At 53.3% G+C, this 14,109-nt stretch carries 16 protein-coding genes and 1 riboswitch; of the genes, 11 read left to right on the forward strand and 5 right to left on the reverse strand.

Annotation, left to right across the window (positions count from 1 at the left end; all coding sequences use genetic code 11):
- Positions 1-247 precede the first annotated feature (247 nt).
- The gene (locus tag FLZ89_RS10170) at positions 248-1,396 is read left to right on the forward strand and encodes an amidase domain-containing protein (RefSeq protein WP_172613548.1); all 1,149 of its coding nucleotides are present in this window, start codon (positions 248-250) and stop codon (positions 1,394-1,396) included.
- A 12-nt stretch (positions 1,397-1,408) separates the two neighbouring features.
- Here FLZ89_RS10170 and FLZ89_RS10175 read toward each other — a convergent pair whose 3' ends face one another.
- Positions 1,409-1,987 carry a nitroreductase family protein gene (locus FLZ89_RS10175; protein WP_141304904.1) on the reverse strand — a complete coding sequence of 193 codons (579 nt, stop codon included), beginning with the start codon at positions 1,985-1,987 and terminating at the stop codon, positions 1,409-1,411.
- A 155-nt stretch (positions 1,988-2,142) separates the two neighbouring features.
- Here FLZ89_RS10175 and FLZ89_RS10180 point away from each other — a divergent pair, with 155 nt between their 5' ends.
- Positions 2,143-2,418, forward strand: coding sequence for a DUF3243 domain-containing protein (locus FLZ89_RS10180; protein ID WP_141304905.1), 276 nt, complete (start codon positions 2,143-2,145; stop codon positions 2,416-2,418).
- Between the two features lie 64 nt (positions 2,419-2,482).
- On the opposite strand, the gene FLZ89_RS10185 is transcribed toward FLZ89_RS10180, so the two are convergent.
- On the reverse strand, positions 2,483-2,671 hold the full coding sequence (locus FLZ89_RS10185) for a ferredoxin (RefSeq protein WP_141304906.1): 189 nt from the start codon (positions 2,669-2,671) through the stop codon (positions 2,483-2,485).
- A 60-nt stretch (positions 2,672-2,731) separates the two neighbouring features.
- Positions 2,732-4,153, reverse strand: coding sequence for a glycosyltransferase family 2 protein (locus FLZ89_RS10190; protein WP_141304907.1), 1,422 nt, complete (start codon positions 4,151-4,153; stop codon positions 2,732-2,734).
- A 257-nt stretch (positions 4,154-4,410) separates the two neighbouring features.
- On the opposite strand from FLZ89_RS10190, the gene FLZ89_RS10195 reads away from it, so the two are divergent.
- Together FLZ89_RS10195 and FLZ89_RS10200 are read left to right on the forward strand one after the other, a co-directional pair.
- On the forward strand, positions 4,411-5,073 hold the full coding sequence (locus FLZ89_RS10195; RefSeq protein ID WP_216363876.1) for a cytochrome c biogenesis CcdA family protein: 663 nt from the start codon (positions 4,411-4,413) through the stop codon (positions 5,071-5,073).
- A gap of 11 nt (positions 5,074-5,084) precedes the next feature.
- Positions 5,085-5,591, forward strand: coding sequence for a peroxiredoxin family protein (locus tag FLZ89_RS10200; RefSeq protein WP_141265196.1), 507 nt, complete (start codon positions 5,085-5,087; stop codon positions 5,589-5,591).
- Positions 5,592-5,684: 93 nt separating this feature from the next.
- On the opposite strand, the gene FLZ89_RS10205 is transcribed toward FLZ89_RS10200, so the two are convergent.
- Complete coding sequence (locus FLZ89_RS10205) at positions 5,685-6,083, reverse strand: YckD family protein (RefSeq protein WP_141265195.1); 399 nt, start codon at positions 6,081-6,083, stop codon at positions 5,685-5,687.
- Positions 6,084-6,248: 165 nt separating this feature from the next.
- On the opposite strand from FLZ89_RS10205, the gene FLZ89_RS10210 reads away from it, so the two are divergent.
- Complete coding sequence (locus FLZ89_RS10210) at positions 6,249-7,007, forward strand: helix-turn-helix domain-containing protein (RefSeq protein WP_141265194.1); 759 nt, start codon at positions 6,249-6,251, stop codon at positions 7,005-7,007.
- A 1-nt stretch (position 7,008) separates the two neighbouring features.
- Here the strand turns inward: FLZ89_RS10210 and FLZ89_RS10215 are convergent, their stop codons facing one another.
- Complete coding sequence (locus FLZ89_RS10215) at positions 7,009-7,962, reverse strand: L-lactate dehydrogenase (RefSeq protein ID WP_141265193.1); 954 nt, start codon at positions 7,960-7,962, stop codon at positions 7,009-7,011.
- A 67-nt stretch (positions 7,963-8,029) separates the two neighbouring features.
- Here FLZ89_RS10215 and FLZ89_RS10220 point away from each other — a divergent pair, with 67 nt between their 5' ends.
- From FLZ89_RS10220 to FLZ89_RS10245, 6 genes are all read left to right on the forward strand, one after another.
- Positions 8,030-8,944 carry a selenium metabolism-associated LysR family transcriptional regulator gene (locus FLZ89_RS10220; RefSeq protein ID WP_141265192.1) on the forward strand — a complete coding sequence of 305 codons (915 nt, stop codon included), beginning with the start codon at positions 8,030-8,032 and terminating at the stop codon, positions 8,942-8,944.
- Between the two features lie 63 nt (positions 8,945-9,007).
- Positions 9,008-9,147, forward strand: a riboswitch (molybdenum cofactor riboswitch).
- Positions 9,148-9,235: 88 nt separating this feature from the next.
- A complete protein-coding gene (gene modA / locus FLZ89_RS10225) occupies positions 9,236-10,105 on the forward strand; it encodes a molybdate ABC transporter substrate-binding protein (RefSeq protein WP_216363877.1) in 870 nt (289 codons plus the stop codon).
- 42 nt (positions 10,106-10,147) lie between these two features.
- Positions 10,148-10,951 (forward strand): ABC transporter permease, encoded by an 804-nt coding sequence (locus tag FLZ89_RS10230; RefSeq protein WP_141265191.1) that lies wholly within the window; start codon positions 10,148-10,150, stop codon positions 10,949-10,951.
- Positions 10,948-12,048, forward strand: coding sequence for an ABC transporter ATP-binding protein (locus FLZ89_RS10235; RefSeq protein WP_172613549.1), 1,101 nt, complete (start codon positions 10,948-10,950; stop codon positions 12,046-12,048). The genes FLZ89_RS10230 and FLZ89_RS10235 overlap by 4 nt, the downstream gene beginning before the upstream one ends.
- 97 nt (positions 12,049-12,145) lie before the next feature.
- Positions 12,146-12,763: a molybdenum cofactor guanylyltransferase gene (gene mobA, locus FLZ89_RS10240; RefSeq protein WP_141265189.1), complete on the forward strand. Its 618-nt coding sequence runs from the start codon at positions 12,146-12,148 to the stop codon at positions 12,761-12,763.
- Between the two features lie 50 nt (positions 12,764-12,813).
- Complete coding sequence (locus FLZ89_RS10245; RefSeq protein ID WP_141265188.1) at positions 12,814-14,100, forward strand: molybdopterin molybdotransferase MoeA; 1,287 nt, start codon at positions 12,814-12,816, stop codon at positions 14,098-14,100.
- Positions 14,101-14,109: the final 9 nt, after the last annotated feature.

Here is a 14,109-nt window from a genome sequence, read left to right on the forward strand (position 1 = left end):
CCCAGGGCCTCATGAGCTTAACCGAACGCTATCTCAGTCTTCGTCAAGCTTGGTGAACCGCCGGATGCGGACCCGCATGTCCGGTGGTGTGAGGGGACGGGGGCTAGCCGCCCCCTCCTACTCGATTACCCCTCGGGCGCAGGCCTTCATAAGGCTTCCTATCCACTCCTGGCCGCCTGGCAAGTGTTTTTTATCCGGCTCGCAGAATATACATTTATAGTGATTCTTGGCTTTAGGGGGATTGAACGTGGGCCGGGTGCGGGTAGTGATAGTGGTTTTGCGTTCCCGTATTTTTAGGCTGGGGCTGCTGGCTCTCTTCGGGCTGGTGCTGGCAGCTATGCCCTTGCACCACCAGGTCTTGCCGGCCCTTGCGGCTCGCAGTGAACAGAAGGAACTGAGAGAGCGTCTCCAGCAGATCTTTACTGCCAGGGTCCGGAGCCTCATCAGCGGTAATTATGAAGGCCTGGAAGCTTATTACGATACAACGATTACCTCCGGCCTGTTTGCCTTAAATCATGAAATCGGCCGCATTAAATATGTCCGGGAATGGGTGAAGGAGCGCCAGATAATTCTCTCAGAGAGCAAGATGGACCTGGCCATTGTTGATACCGGCGATGAAAATGGGAGGCGATGGGCTTCTGTAGCCTTGCATATTATCCTTAATTACCGCCACCGGGGCGAGCCGGAAAAGACAGTCAACCAGATGGGCGTCCGCACCATTCACTGGTTGGAACTGGTGAAGCGGGAAGGTCAGTGGTTAATTACCCGGGACTGGTACTGGGACCCCTTTGAGGCCGACGACCTGGACCCGGATGTTGCTCCCGGCATTGCCAGATGTAACGCAGTAGTTTCCGACCCGCCACCAGGTAAATACCGACGCCAGGCAGCTGTTAAATATGCCGAACGTTACAGCGGTGTCCGGCTTGGCGCAGGGGATGGCCGCTATAACCAGGCTTACCGGGACTTCACCGGCCTGGGCGGTGATTGTGCTAATTTTGCATCACAGGTGCTGAGCGATAAAAATGCCGGTGCTATACCACGGGACTGGGTTTGGAATTACCATAACGGCGAGGGCAGCCAGGCCTGGGCCCAGGCCGGGGCTCTGGTCCAATACCTCCTGGACAGCGGCCTGGCCATAAGAATTATGCGGGGTGATTTTGCGGAGGTTACCAGGACTTCAACCACCTACCCCCAGGGGGCCGTCAATGTTCTCCAGCCGGGAGATATCATTGCCTATGAAGAAAAGGGCGAGGTCAGCCATGTGGCGGTGGTTGTTGGCCGGGATTCTGCAGGGTACCTCCTGGTGAACAGCCATACGGCTGACCGCGACCGTGTTCCCTGGGACATGGGCTGGGACAGAGGGACCATCTACTGGCTACTGCAGGTAGTCTATTGAGGTTGATAAAGGTTAATCATCAAAGCCAATCCAGGTAACAATTTCGTCCAGGCTTTTGCGCGGTGCCGCTTCAGGGCTTTCGGCCGGGTAACCTAAAGGAGTAATGGCTACAATTTCTTTACCGGCAGGTATATCCAGTATTTTCCTGAGTTCTGCCTCGTTGTTTAACGGGCCTGTCATCCAGCAGGTACCCAGGCCCTCGTTGGTGGCTGCCAGGAGCAAATGGGTGAAGGCCGCGGCAACGCTCTCCAGGTTCATTTTGCGGATACCTGGCTGGCCATGGGCCTGGGTCAAGGCGACAATGGCCACAGGCGCGCCACCCAGGGTTCTGGCCCACTGTAAAAAGCCCTCCTGCTGGGGAGTACGCTTACCCTCTGGCGGCATGCTAAATTCCACAATGCGGCCGTAACTACGAGCAAGCTCGTCCTTTTTAGGACCGCTTAAAACCATGAACTCCCATTGCTGCCAGTTGAGCCCTGAGGGAGCCCAGGTGGCCATCTCCAGGATCCGGCTGATTACCTCCCGCGGCACCATGTCTGGTTTGTACTGGCGGACGCTCCGCCGGGCTTTAATGGCTGCGTAGAGTTCCACTTGCAGGTCAGCTCCTTTGGATTGATAATATTAGCTAATATTTTATTCTTTTCCCAGCTAATGTCAAGATTGGGCAGCAGTCAGTTGTTTGTATAAACCCGTATTAAAGGAGGATAAACTAGCGAAAACATTTATTTTTACCTGGAGGTGACGGCATGCCTGATCGGGAAAAAGAATGGGAACAGTGGAAGGATTCCCTCTCTATGATGGTTAATATGGGCGGAAAACTAGGTTTTGAGGAAAAGACTATGAACAATATAGCCTATCGCCTGGGCAACTGGCTGGCTGAACACGTTGACCCTATGAACCGGGAGCAACGGGTCATTAAAGAACTATGGGACGTAGCCAGCGAAGATGAAAGACGGGTCCTGGCGGCCCTGATTACCAGAATGGTGAGCGATGGCCGCCGCCAGGAGGATATGGTCCATTAAAAAAAGGGGAGCTTAAAAATAGCTCCCCTTAAGTACTTTGCTTTCCTCTAGTAGTCGATTATGACTAAATTTCTTTGATAGCGTCGGTCGGACAGGACTCAATGGATTCTCTCGCACAATCCTCGGCGTCTTCCGGTACTTCCTCTACGATAACGTGGGAAAGCCCCTCATCGTCCCAGTCAAAAACGCTTGGGCACAGGTCGATGCAGGTGCCGCAGGCAATGCAGAGATCCTGATCAACGCTGACCTTCAAAGTCATCCCCCCAATATCCCCAAGTATTAGCTATTTTGCACCGCCACCAGCCATTTCATACTAGCGAGTTGCCTCTTTAGTACGTGGTGTTTTCACCCAGGTCTGGGGCTGGCGGTTCAAAGCCTTCATGATAGAAGCCGTTGTGTAGGGTAATGGCAGGAAGAAACTAGCAAGGGGCAAGGCCAGGAGCTGGAGGGCCCCACCCAACTGCTGCCACCAGTTAACTGGGGCCATATGGCGACTGAAGTGGCCATAGGCGTAAAAGGTAAAGGCAAAGTAAACAAATATCAAGTAATGGAGCACCGTACGGAAACCCAGGGGCAGGATGGAAGGATCCAGCCCGCCATTCAGTCCCAGGAATAGGATGGAAAGGGGCACCAGGACGGCACCTTGGTAAAGAAGCCACTCCCCTTGACCCTTCCAGAAAAGATTGTGCAGGATGAGACCCCGTTTATCCCAGGAATACTGGTAGGCATAGCGGAATTTCTCGCATACCTGGAGGTGACCGCTACCCCAGCGCAACCTCTGCCGGAAAAAGGCATAAAAGGTAGCGGGAGTCTGTTCGGTGCTGTAGTAAGGGAAGTATTCGGCCCAGACGCCTGTTTCCAGGTAGGCCCTTACTCCCAGTTCCAGATCCTCCGTCAGGGCGCGGTGGTCATAGCCGCCAATGCGCTCCAGCAGGCGCCGCCCCACGAAAAGGTTGGTTCCCCCCACGAAGGGTAACTTTTTCATTAATACTGGCAGGTAGATCTCGTGGGAAATAGCCTGGTAAATGGCAGCTATTTTAGTTATGAGGCCAAGCTGGTAGAAATTGCGGACCTGGAAAACCGGCCCCTGCCAGATGCGCTCCCGCGGGTCATTGAGCCAGGACCAGGCTATGTAGAGGAGGACATCGGCTTCTGGATGGCTTTCGGCGTCGTAAAAACCACAGATGGTGGTCCTGGGGTCGACAAACTCCAGGCCGTAGTTCAAAGCCCGGCCTTTAGTTGATGGAATGCTGTAGCCCCGGCGCGAACCCCGGAAGCGCCCATCAAAATCATAGGGGACGGTACAGTGTTTTAGCTGCGGTACATCTCGGCGGCCGGCAAATTCCCGGATTTTGGCCTCCACCACTTCCATGGTTGTAGGACCGGTGTGCTCACCGGACGCTCTGGCCAGGGCTTCTTTTTCGTCGGTAATTACCAGGATTTCGTAACGGTCATTGGGATAATTTAAAGCAGCCAGGTGTTCAATGGTATTGGCGATAACGTCGGCCTCGTTGCGGGCCGGGACCAGAATCGTAAAAAAAGGTAGCTCCAGGTTTTTGGTAGCTGCCAGGGCTACCACCTTTTCCTTGTCGAGGGCTAACCGCTTGCTCCAGTAATTACGGTAGGAATACCACATCCAGAAGAAATACCTTAGGAAAAGGGTGAAAAAAAACAGGTAAAAGCCAACAGCAACTAGATATAAAACCTGGGCAGGGCTTATTATTTCCCAATCCATTCTTATCTCCCCCAATCAGGGTATTTACGCCGCCACCTATTATAGCATTAGAAGACATTGCCACCAATTGGGTTTAATGATGGTACAAAGGCAAAAGACATTCTCCAGATTACAAAGAGGTCATTTATCCACATTTTTGTCTCATTTGCTTTGCATTCGGCTTGATTCCTTTTCCTGGCAGTATTATATTGACGGCGTAACTTAAAAATAATATAATCAAAAAGAGGTGAGCAACTCTGGGAAACTGGTCTATAGCCGTGGCCTTCGCCGCCGGTATGCTATCCTTTTTTTCACCCTGTATTATACCTTTGTTGCCGGCCTATTTTACTTACCTAGGCGGCTCAGCCGTAGCTAGCGGTAAGGTAGAGGAACTGGACCGCTCTTTTTTAGCCGGCCGGGCGGCTCTCTTTACCGCCGGCTTTTCCCTGATCTTTATCCTCCTGGGGACCTCGGCCGGTGGCCTGGGCTCTCTGCTCCAGCTGTACCGTCCCTTTTTAAACCGTGCCGGGGGAATCCTGATTATATTCTTCGGTTTGCAGGTGGCCGGAATTGTCCGTCTGCCCTTTTTAAATCAAGAAAAAAAGTGGTACATGCAGCCCCGGGCTCCAGGCGTCGCCCCTTCCTTTCTGCTGGGGATGGCCTTTGCCGCTGGCTGGACGCCCTGCATCGGCCCGGTCCTGGCTTCTATTTTGATTTACGCCGGCAGCCAGGCCACCCTTTTTAAGGGTATGCTTCTCCTTACTTTTTACTCCCTTGGGCTGGCAGTTCCATTTATCGCCAGCGCCCTGGCCCTAGGACCGGTTTTTCGCCTTTTACGCCAGTTTTCTCGTTATTTACCCATTATATCCTTTGTAAGCGGGATTATACTTATTATTATGGGTTTGCTGGTCTTTTTCGGGCGGCTGAATACTTTTATCTAGGAGGAGACCCCATGCCGAAAAACTGGAAGGTGCCCCTCATAATCATAGTCATTATGTTTGCTGTCCTGGCAGCTTCCTTTATCCTGCCGGGCCGCCAGGGCAACAAAGTCCTGGCACCTGCATTTACCCTGCCAACCCTGGATGGTGGTCAGGTCAGCCTGGCAAGCTTTAAGGGCCAGGTGGTAGTATTGAACTTCTGGGCCACCTGGTGTCCCTATTGTGTGGCCGAAATGGAGGAACTGGATAAAGCAGCGGGGAGACTGGCGGACCAGGGGGTGAAGGTCCTGGCCGTCAATATCATGCAGCGGGAGACAGAGGCCGGCATCCGGGCCTTCCTGGGAAATAAGGAGCATAATTACCTCGTACTCCTGGACCACGACAGCCGGGTTGCAAGGAGCTACGGAGTCGCCGGCATTCCCACTACCTTTATCATCGACCGCCAGGGCCAGATCCGCCGGGTCAAACAAGGGCCCCTGGGGCCAGGAGAACTGGATAATCTTGTAAAGGATCTCCTTTGAGTTTGAGCCTCCTTGTTACCCGCGAAAAAACAGCCCCTTAACAATGGGGCTGTTTTTACTTAAGTTTAGCAAGAGATAAGGTAGTGTGTTGCTTTACAAACCCATATAACCGCGCATCATGGCAGGGCCGTAGAAGGCTGAATTCTGGTTACCCGGGTTGGGGTTATTGCCAAAACCGCCCAGGAATCCGCGGCCCCAGCCTCCCATCATGCCATAGCCCGCCCCGCCATGGCAGGCGCCGGGAACTATACCATATTTGCTATGGTATTCTTCCATGTCCCGGATACTTTCTTTAATCGCCTCACCTTGTTCCTTAGTTAGTTCGCCAGCTTCAACATACTTGTCGACAATTTGCTGACGCAGCTCGATAATCTGCTGGTACAAGGAATCAATCTCAGCTTTTTGCTGGTCGGTAACTGCCGCAAAGGCCACCGGTGCCAGCACCCCCAGCATCAACACTATGGCGAGGACGAGGGCAATTTTTTTCGTCACCCGCGCCACCTCCTTTCGAGGTATATTCTACCTGGCAGGAATGATAAAAATATGAATAAAGTATGAAGAAAATTTGAAACTTGACAGAGCTGGAGCCTTTAATTTATACTTTATTCGATAATACTATAAATTAATTTAAGTTAAATCCCAGGAGAGCGAAAGAAAATGCGGGTCTGTGGTAAACGCATCCGGGAACTGAGGGAAGAACGGGGTTATTCACTTCAGGACCTAGCTAAAAAAGCCGAAGTTTCCGTTTCATATTTAAGCGAGATCGAACGGGGAGCGAAAAAACCTTCCCTGAAAACCCTTGATAAAATAGCCGTGGCTTTAAATCTCCCCCGGGAGCAACTCGTGGAGGCCGGTAATGAGCGGGGCCTCGCCCTGGGGGAGAGGCTCCGCCTCTTGCGGGAAAAAAAAGGTAAAAGTTTGAGCACCCTGGCCGAGGAAGCCGGTATCTCTATTTCCTATCTGAGTGAAATAGAGAGGGGAAATGTATACCCGGCCATCGATACCCTGAAAAAAATTACTACCGTCCTCGATGTCCCTTTAAGTACAGTTATCGGTACAGGCGGTTCACTGGGACATAAATTGCGCCAGGCCCGGGAAGAACAGGGCTTTACCCAGGCTGACCTGGCCCGGGCGGCCGGAGTTTCGGCCGGCCTCATCGGCCAGATAGAACAGGGGAAGGTACAGCCTTCGTTAAAAACCCTGGAAAAAATCGGCGAAGTCTTAAATATTTCTCCCTGTTATTTTATAGCTGATGATGCTGGTTTGGATGAGATGCTAAACCAGATGAGCCCTGCAGTACGCCGGTTGCTAATGGAACCCCAGGTACAATCTGTATTGCGCCTGGTGTGTAATTGTACCGAGGATGAACTCCGTTTTATCCTCAATTTTATCCAGCTCTATAAACGCTGCCACTAACCTAAAGACGGAGCCGGGTGATAATATCCTGGAGGATGGTCGCCGAGTGCCTGAGGGCAGCCAGTTCCCCGGTTCCCAGGGGAATGGCCAGGACCTTTTCCCGCCCCTGGCTGCCTACCACACAGGGGAGACTTAAGGCCACCTCACCCTCGAGACCGTAAAGATCGCGGATGACGCTGGAAACGGTGAGGACGCTTTTCTCATCCCGGAGGATACTTTCGGTAATTCGACTTAAAGCCAGGGCTACACCATAAGCAGTAGCCCCTTTGCGTTCGATGATCGTATAGGCAGCCTCCTTGACCTGGCGGCTTATTTCAATACGGAAGGCATCTTCTTCTATAGTACCGTCCAGAAGGTAAAACTCCTCCAGGTATACCCCGGCCACATTGGCTAAACTCCAAACGGGCACTTCGGTATCACCATGCTCGCCGATTACATAGGCATGGATATTGCGGGGGTCGACGTGGAGGTGCCGGCTCAAAAGGTGGCGAAAACGGGCGCTATCCAGGACAGTCCCTGAGCCCAGGACCTTGGTCTCTGGTAGCCCCGAGAGTTTCCAGGCCACATAGGTAAGGACATCAACCGGGTTGGCAACCATAATGATTAAAGCATCCGGGCAGTGCTGCAAAAGGGGCGGCAGGGCCTCGCGGACAATGGCCGTATTGCGGTGCACCAGGTCCAGGCGGGTTTCCCCGGGCTGCTGGTTAGCACCGGCGGTGAAAATAATAATACGAGCACCGGCACAGTCGGCCGGGTTCCCGGCATAAATTTTTACGGGGCGGATTAAAGTGGCCGCGTGGGCGAGGTCCATGGCTTCCCCTTCAGCCCGGGCGCGGTTAATGTCGACGAGGACTATTTCTTTGACGATAGGGCTGAAGAGGAGGGCAAAAGCGGTACTGGCGCCAACATAGCCAGCGCCGATGATGGCTACCTTGGCAGGACCCTGCAAGGGCATAATATCACCTCCACGTATATTTTCCACTGTTACTAGGAGGGTTATACGGCAGCTGGAGCTATAAATTATGAACCTCAATTACTGGTTAACTTTTATTACCACAGTAGAAAAAGGCACCCTTTCCGCGGCAGCCGAGGATCTGCACCTTACCCAACCGGCGGTTAGCAAACAGCTTCAGGCCCTGGAGGATTACTACGGCGCGCGTTTGCTTGAACGCCGGGGCCGCGAAGTACGGCTGACGGCGGCCGGGGAGATTTGTTACCGGCATGCTAAAGCTATTGCCCGCCACCTGGAACAAAGCCGGCGGGAACTGGCAGAACTGACCCGGTTGGTGAAGGGCCGTTTGCTTCTTGGAGCCAGCACTACGCCGGGCCAGTATATCCTGCCCCGGCTGATTGGTAGTTTCCGGCGGGAATATCCCCGGGTGGAAGTCGTGGTAGAGATTGCCGACTCCCAGGAAGTGATCCGGCGCCTGCAGGATGGAGAAATCGACCTTGGGGTTGTCGGCGTCGGGGGCCGAGTCCGTAGCCTTTCCTATAGCCGTCTGGTAGAGGATGAACTGGTCCTCATTGTTCCCCCGGGGCACCGCCTGGCCGGGGTTAAAGTTGCAACTCCCCGGGATTTACAGGGCGAGGCCCTGGTCTGGCGGGAGGCCGGTTCGGGTACCCGCAAGGTGGTGGAAGAACGCCTGCAGAAAGCCGGTTTCACCGTTGATTCTTCCCAGATCGTCATGGAGCTGGGGAGTACGGAAGCCATTGTCAGTGCCGTGGAGGCCGGCCTTGGTATTTCCCTGGTCACCTGCTGGGCGGTGGAAAAAAGCGTCAAACTCGGCCGTCTCTTTACTGTTCCCCTCCAGGGTGTAAATTTAAAGCGCGATTTGTACCTGGTGCGGCGTCGCCAGCTTTTAAGCCCGGCAGCCGAGGCCTTTACCTGTTTTTTGGAAAAACATCATCTTCAGCTACCGTTACCTGTTAATAGTTAATCGGGACTAAAAGGACTATCAATATCTTGACGGGACAAAGGGATAAGAGTATGATAAAATAAAATTACATACCATCTCCGAGCCGGTATCACCTAAGGGCCACCAGCCTATGGGACACCGGCCTGGGTCGTCAGTACCCACGGGGTAGGTCGGGAAACGGGCCTGCCTCCCCTTGCTCGGAAAGGAGATGCGGCGTGGCAGGGCATTGACGCCCCGGCATCCTTTGCGAGCCGGGGCATTTACTTATTTAGGGCCGGCAGGCTCATAAAATTTGCGGGAGGTTGATTAACTTTGAGACGAATCTTGAAGATAGTAGTCATTACTATGCTGGCACTTCTTTTTTTAACTGGTTGTACCTCGCAAAAGGAAAGCGTAAACGCGGCCAGGCAAGGAGAAACTAAAGAGCTGCAAATTTTTGCCGGGGCCGCCAGTAAACCTCCCCTGGAGGAGATTGCTACGCTTTTTTGGCAAAAGTACGGTGTTAAGGTAAACCTTACCTTTGGCGGTTCGGGTTCTGTTCTTTCCCAGATGAAATTATCCCGCCGGGGCGATATTTACATCCCCGGTTCTTCTGATTTTATGGAAATGGCCAAGAAAGAGGGCGTTGTGGATCCCCAAACCGAACAGATACTGGTTTACCTTATACCGGCTATTAATGTGCCCAGGGGCAACCCGCAAGGGATCCGGTCTTTAAACGATCTAGCCCGTCCCGGGGTGCGGGTGGGCCTGGCACGTCCCGATACAGTCTGCGTAGGCCTTTACGGGGTAGAGGTCTTGGAGAAAGCCGGCCTGGCTGACAAGGTCAAAAAGAATATTGTTACTTATGCGGAAAGCTGCGAGAAAACAGCCAATCTGGTAGCCCTAAAGCAAGTAGACGCCGTTTTGGGCTGGGATGTCTTCCAAAAATGGGACCCGGCCAAGATTGAAACAATCTATTTGCCGCCGGAACAGGTAACCCGCATTGGTTATATTCCCGCAGCCATCTCCAGCTTTTCCCAGCAAAAGGAGCTGGCCGCCTTATTTTTGACTTTTCTCACCTCAGAAGAAGGCAAAGAAGTTTTCCGGAAATACGGTTACCTGGGAAGCATTGAAGAAGCGCGTAAATTTGCCCCGGAGGCGCCGGTTGGGGGCGAATACCAGTTGCCTGCAGACTGGAGGTAAGCTACCAGGCCAGGGTTTTAGAAATGAGGGTGAAGAAGGAAAGTGGGCGGGAAAAAAATTGCCGCTAAGGCCTTTACCATGGCTTTCAGCGGCCTTCTTACCATGGTGTCGATGTATATCTTACTACTTTTATTCTCCCAGGTTAGCTATTTGAACAAAGAAGTACTTCTCAGCAGTCTAAAAGATAGAGAGGTTCATTTTGCCCTGGCCCTCTCTTTAGAATCGGCCCTTATAGTGGCTACGCTGGCCCTTTTAGTTGGCATACCTGCCGGTTATGCCCTGTCGCGCTTCAGCGTGCCGGCTAAAGCGGTTATTGATACCATTATGGATCTGCCGGTGGTTATCTCACCCGTTGCCCTAGGGGCGATACTGCTAATTTTTTTTAATACGGCTCCAGGATTGTTTTTTCAGGAGCATTTTTTCCCGGTAGTTTTTAACGTAACCGGCATTATTGTCGCCCAGGCCACCATTGTCATTTTTCTGGCCATTCGTTTGATGAAATCCATTTTTGACTCTATAGACCCGGCCTATGAAATGGCGGCCCGGGTCCTGGGGGAAAGCAGGAGCGGGGCCTTTTGGCGAGTGACTTTGCCCATGGCCAGACCGGGTATTATGGCTACCTTTATACTCTCCTGGGCCCGGGCCCTGGGTGAGTTTGGCGCCACAGTTACCTTGGCAGGAGCTACCAAGATGAAAACCGAGACCTTACCGATTGCCATTTATTTAAATCTCTCTTCTGTAAAAATTGAAAAGGCAGTGGCCCTGGTAAGCATTATAGTTCTGATGGCCTTTTTAATTCTCCTGGCTTTACGTTTACTGACGGATAAAGGAGCATTGTACCAGTGATCCACGTTGAAAATCTAACCGTAGCTGGCCCCGGTTTTTACCTGGACGATATTTCCTTCAAGGTAAACAAAGCCGAATATCTGATTATTCTAGGGCCGTCCGGTGCCGGGAAGACGGTACTGTTAGATACTCTGGCAGGCCTTAAAAAACCCCAGAAAGGCAGGATACTCTTTGCCGGCCGGGACGTTACCCGTGCTTTGCCGGAAGAACGGAAGATTGGTTATATTCAACAAAACCTTGCTTTATTTCCTCACCTTTCTGTCATGGAAAACATCACCTTTGGCGCCCGTCCCAACCGGATCCCGCCTGCCAGGGCCGGCGAGCGAGCCAGGGAATTAGCGGCACTCCTTGGCATTGAACACCTTTTAAGCCGTGCCAATCCCCTGACTTTAAGCGGCGGTGAAAAACAGCGGGTGGCCCTGGCCAGGACCCTGCTGGTAGAACCTGATATTATATTGATGGACGAACCCTTTTCTGCCCTTGATAGTTTTACCAGAAGGCAGTTGATTTTTTTACTCCCGGAGATTTTTGCTCAATTCCAGGTCACGGTTATCCATGTCACCCATGACCTCCAGGAAGCCTTTCTCCTGGGGGATAAAATTGCCGTTTTAATTGACGGGCGCCTGCACCAGATAGGCAGCCGGGACGAGATTTACCGCCGGCCGGCCACCCTGGCCGTAGCCAGGTTATTATTAAACCGGAATACCTTGAGCGGCAGGGTGATAGACTTTTCCACCGGTGAAATTGTCGCCCGTATTGAGGAAGGGCTTGATTTTAAATTGCCGGCAACTCCCCATATACAGCCGGGCGATAAAATTCATTTTGGCATCAACCCGCGGGAAATAGTTATTATTCGCCCCGACCGTCCCCTGACGCCGAGGGTGCGGTCTAATATTTTTCCAGCCACTGTACGGCGGATTTTTGACCAGTATGGTAGTTACTTATTGTTCTTAGATCTTGCCGGTACAGGAATAGAGATTGAATTGGAGCTTCCAAGTTATATTTACCATGATATGGCTATCAGCATAGGTAACAACGTGACTGTATCTTTAAAAAAAGATTCTTTCTGGGTTTTACCGGCAGATAAAGAAGGATAATCTGGCAGTAGAATCTAAGGTAAGATTGCAATAACATATTTATTCAAATATAATCATTTTAAAACCAGGAACCACCTTACCGGAGGCGCAACTTGCAATGTATGAAGCAGCCGGGATCGTCCTGGCAGGAGGCAAAAGTACCCGTATGGGTACCAATAAAGCCCTCCTGCCCCTGGGGAAGGAATCCATGCTGGCCACGGTCGTGGCAGCTTTACGGCCGTTATTTTCTGACATAATCGTTGTCACCAATACCCCGGAACTGTACCGGGACTTAAAGGCGCGCCTGGTCCCGGATGTTATCCCCGGCCGGGGACCTTTAAGCGGTTTCCATGCCGGCCTCTTGGCTTCAACTTATCGATACAACTTTATCGTGGCCTGCGATATGCCTTTCCTGCAACCGAGTTTTATAATGTATCTCCTTGAACAGGCTCCGGGTTACGATGTGGTAGTGCCGCGCCGGGGTGAGTACCTGCAGCCCCTGCACGCCGTTTATTCCCGGGATTGTTTAAAAGCCATTGAAGATTGCCTGATAGAGGGAAAATATAAGGCCTTTGCCTTTTATCCCCGGGTAAAGGTGCGTTATGTGGACGTTGACCGGCTGGTTGGTTCCAATGACCCCGAGAAGATTTTCTTCAATATCAACACCCCGGACGACCTGGCCCGGGCGCGGCGCATGCTGCGGGACAGCACCACCTCCGGTGAAGTGCAGCCTTGATAGCACGAGAGGAATAAATTCGTCTATTCCTGGCGAAAGGATGCAACGCAATGCCACCTTTATCCCTGGAGGTAGCCCGGGCGATGTTACTGACCGGGTTAAAACCGCCCGGCCGGGTTAAAGTAAGACTGGAGGAGGCTGCCGGACGGGTCCTGGCGGTAGCGGTAACAGCCCCGGGGCCCTTTCCACCTTTTCCCCGTGCCCTGGTCGACGGCTACGCCGTGGGGCCGCCGCTCCCCGCCTCCGCTACCATCCCCGCCGGGTCTGCTGATCCGGGGGCAATCTACCGCCTGGTGGGGACGGTTCCGGCCGGCAGCAATCCCGGCATCACCTTAAGTCCGGGGACGGCGGCAGCCATTTTTACCGGTGCCCGTCCTCCGGCAGGGACGGTGGCCATTATTCCCCGGGAGCTGGTAAAACAGCGGGGAGAATTTATCAGCATACCCGGCCTGCCTTCCGGCAGCTATCTGGAACCGGCCGGAGCCGAAGTGAAAAGCGGGGAGGAGATACTGGCCGCCGGTACCACCCTGGGACCCGCGGAAATCGGCCTTCTAGCCGCCCTGGGTTTGCGGGAAGTGCTGGTTTACCAGCGGCCCCGGGTGATTCTGGCCGCCACCGGAAGCGAGTTGTTGGACCCGGCCGGTCCAGGGAAAAGTCTCCCGGGTGACAATCAGGCAGGGAACCCTCCTAACCGCATGGCAGATTATCCTGATGTCAATGTTCCTCCCTATATATATAGCAGTAACTTTTATGCCCTGGCAGCAGCCGTAGAAGCCTCCGGCGGCCAGGCAATATCCTTGGGCCTTTTAGCCGACAACCTGGAAGAACAGGTAAAGGCCTACCGTTGGGGACTGCAGGAAGGGGATCTGCTTCTGACCACCGGCGGCGCCGGCGGCAGCCCCTTTGACTTTACACCTGCTGCCTTTAGCAGGACCGGGTGCGAGATACTCTTTACGGAACTGGCTATTCGCCCCGGACGACGGGTCATAGCTGCACGCTCGGGGGCAAAATTGATGCTGGGCCTGCCCGGAACGCCGCCGGCGGCCATGGTGTTGTTTTACCTCCTGGCGGTGCCAGTTATCCGAGCTCTCGGTGGCCGGGAGCCGGCACCGCTAACTTTTTTAGCTCGGCTGGGGGAAGCCATTGACCGACCGCGACCGGAACGAACCTTTCACTGGGCCCGGGCCCGGGCCTGCGGCAGTTATTGGGAGGTCACACCCTTGCCGCGTCGACCCGGCGGCATTCGCGCTGCTATAGGGGCCAACGCTTTGATTGATTTACCTCCACACGCAGCACCCGCGGCCGGGGAAGAAGTCCGGGTGATAATGATTAAGTAAAATAATGGG

It is taken from the genome of Moorella sp. E306M (genome assembly GCF_006538385.1).
Taxonomy (GTDB): domain Bacteria; phylum Bacillota; class DSM-521; order Neomoorellales; family Neomoorellaceae; genus Neomoorella.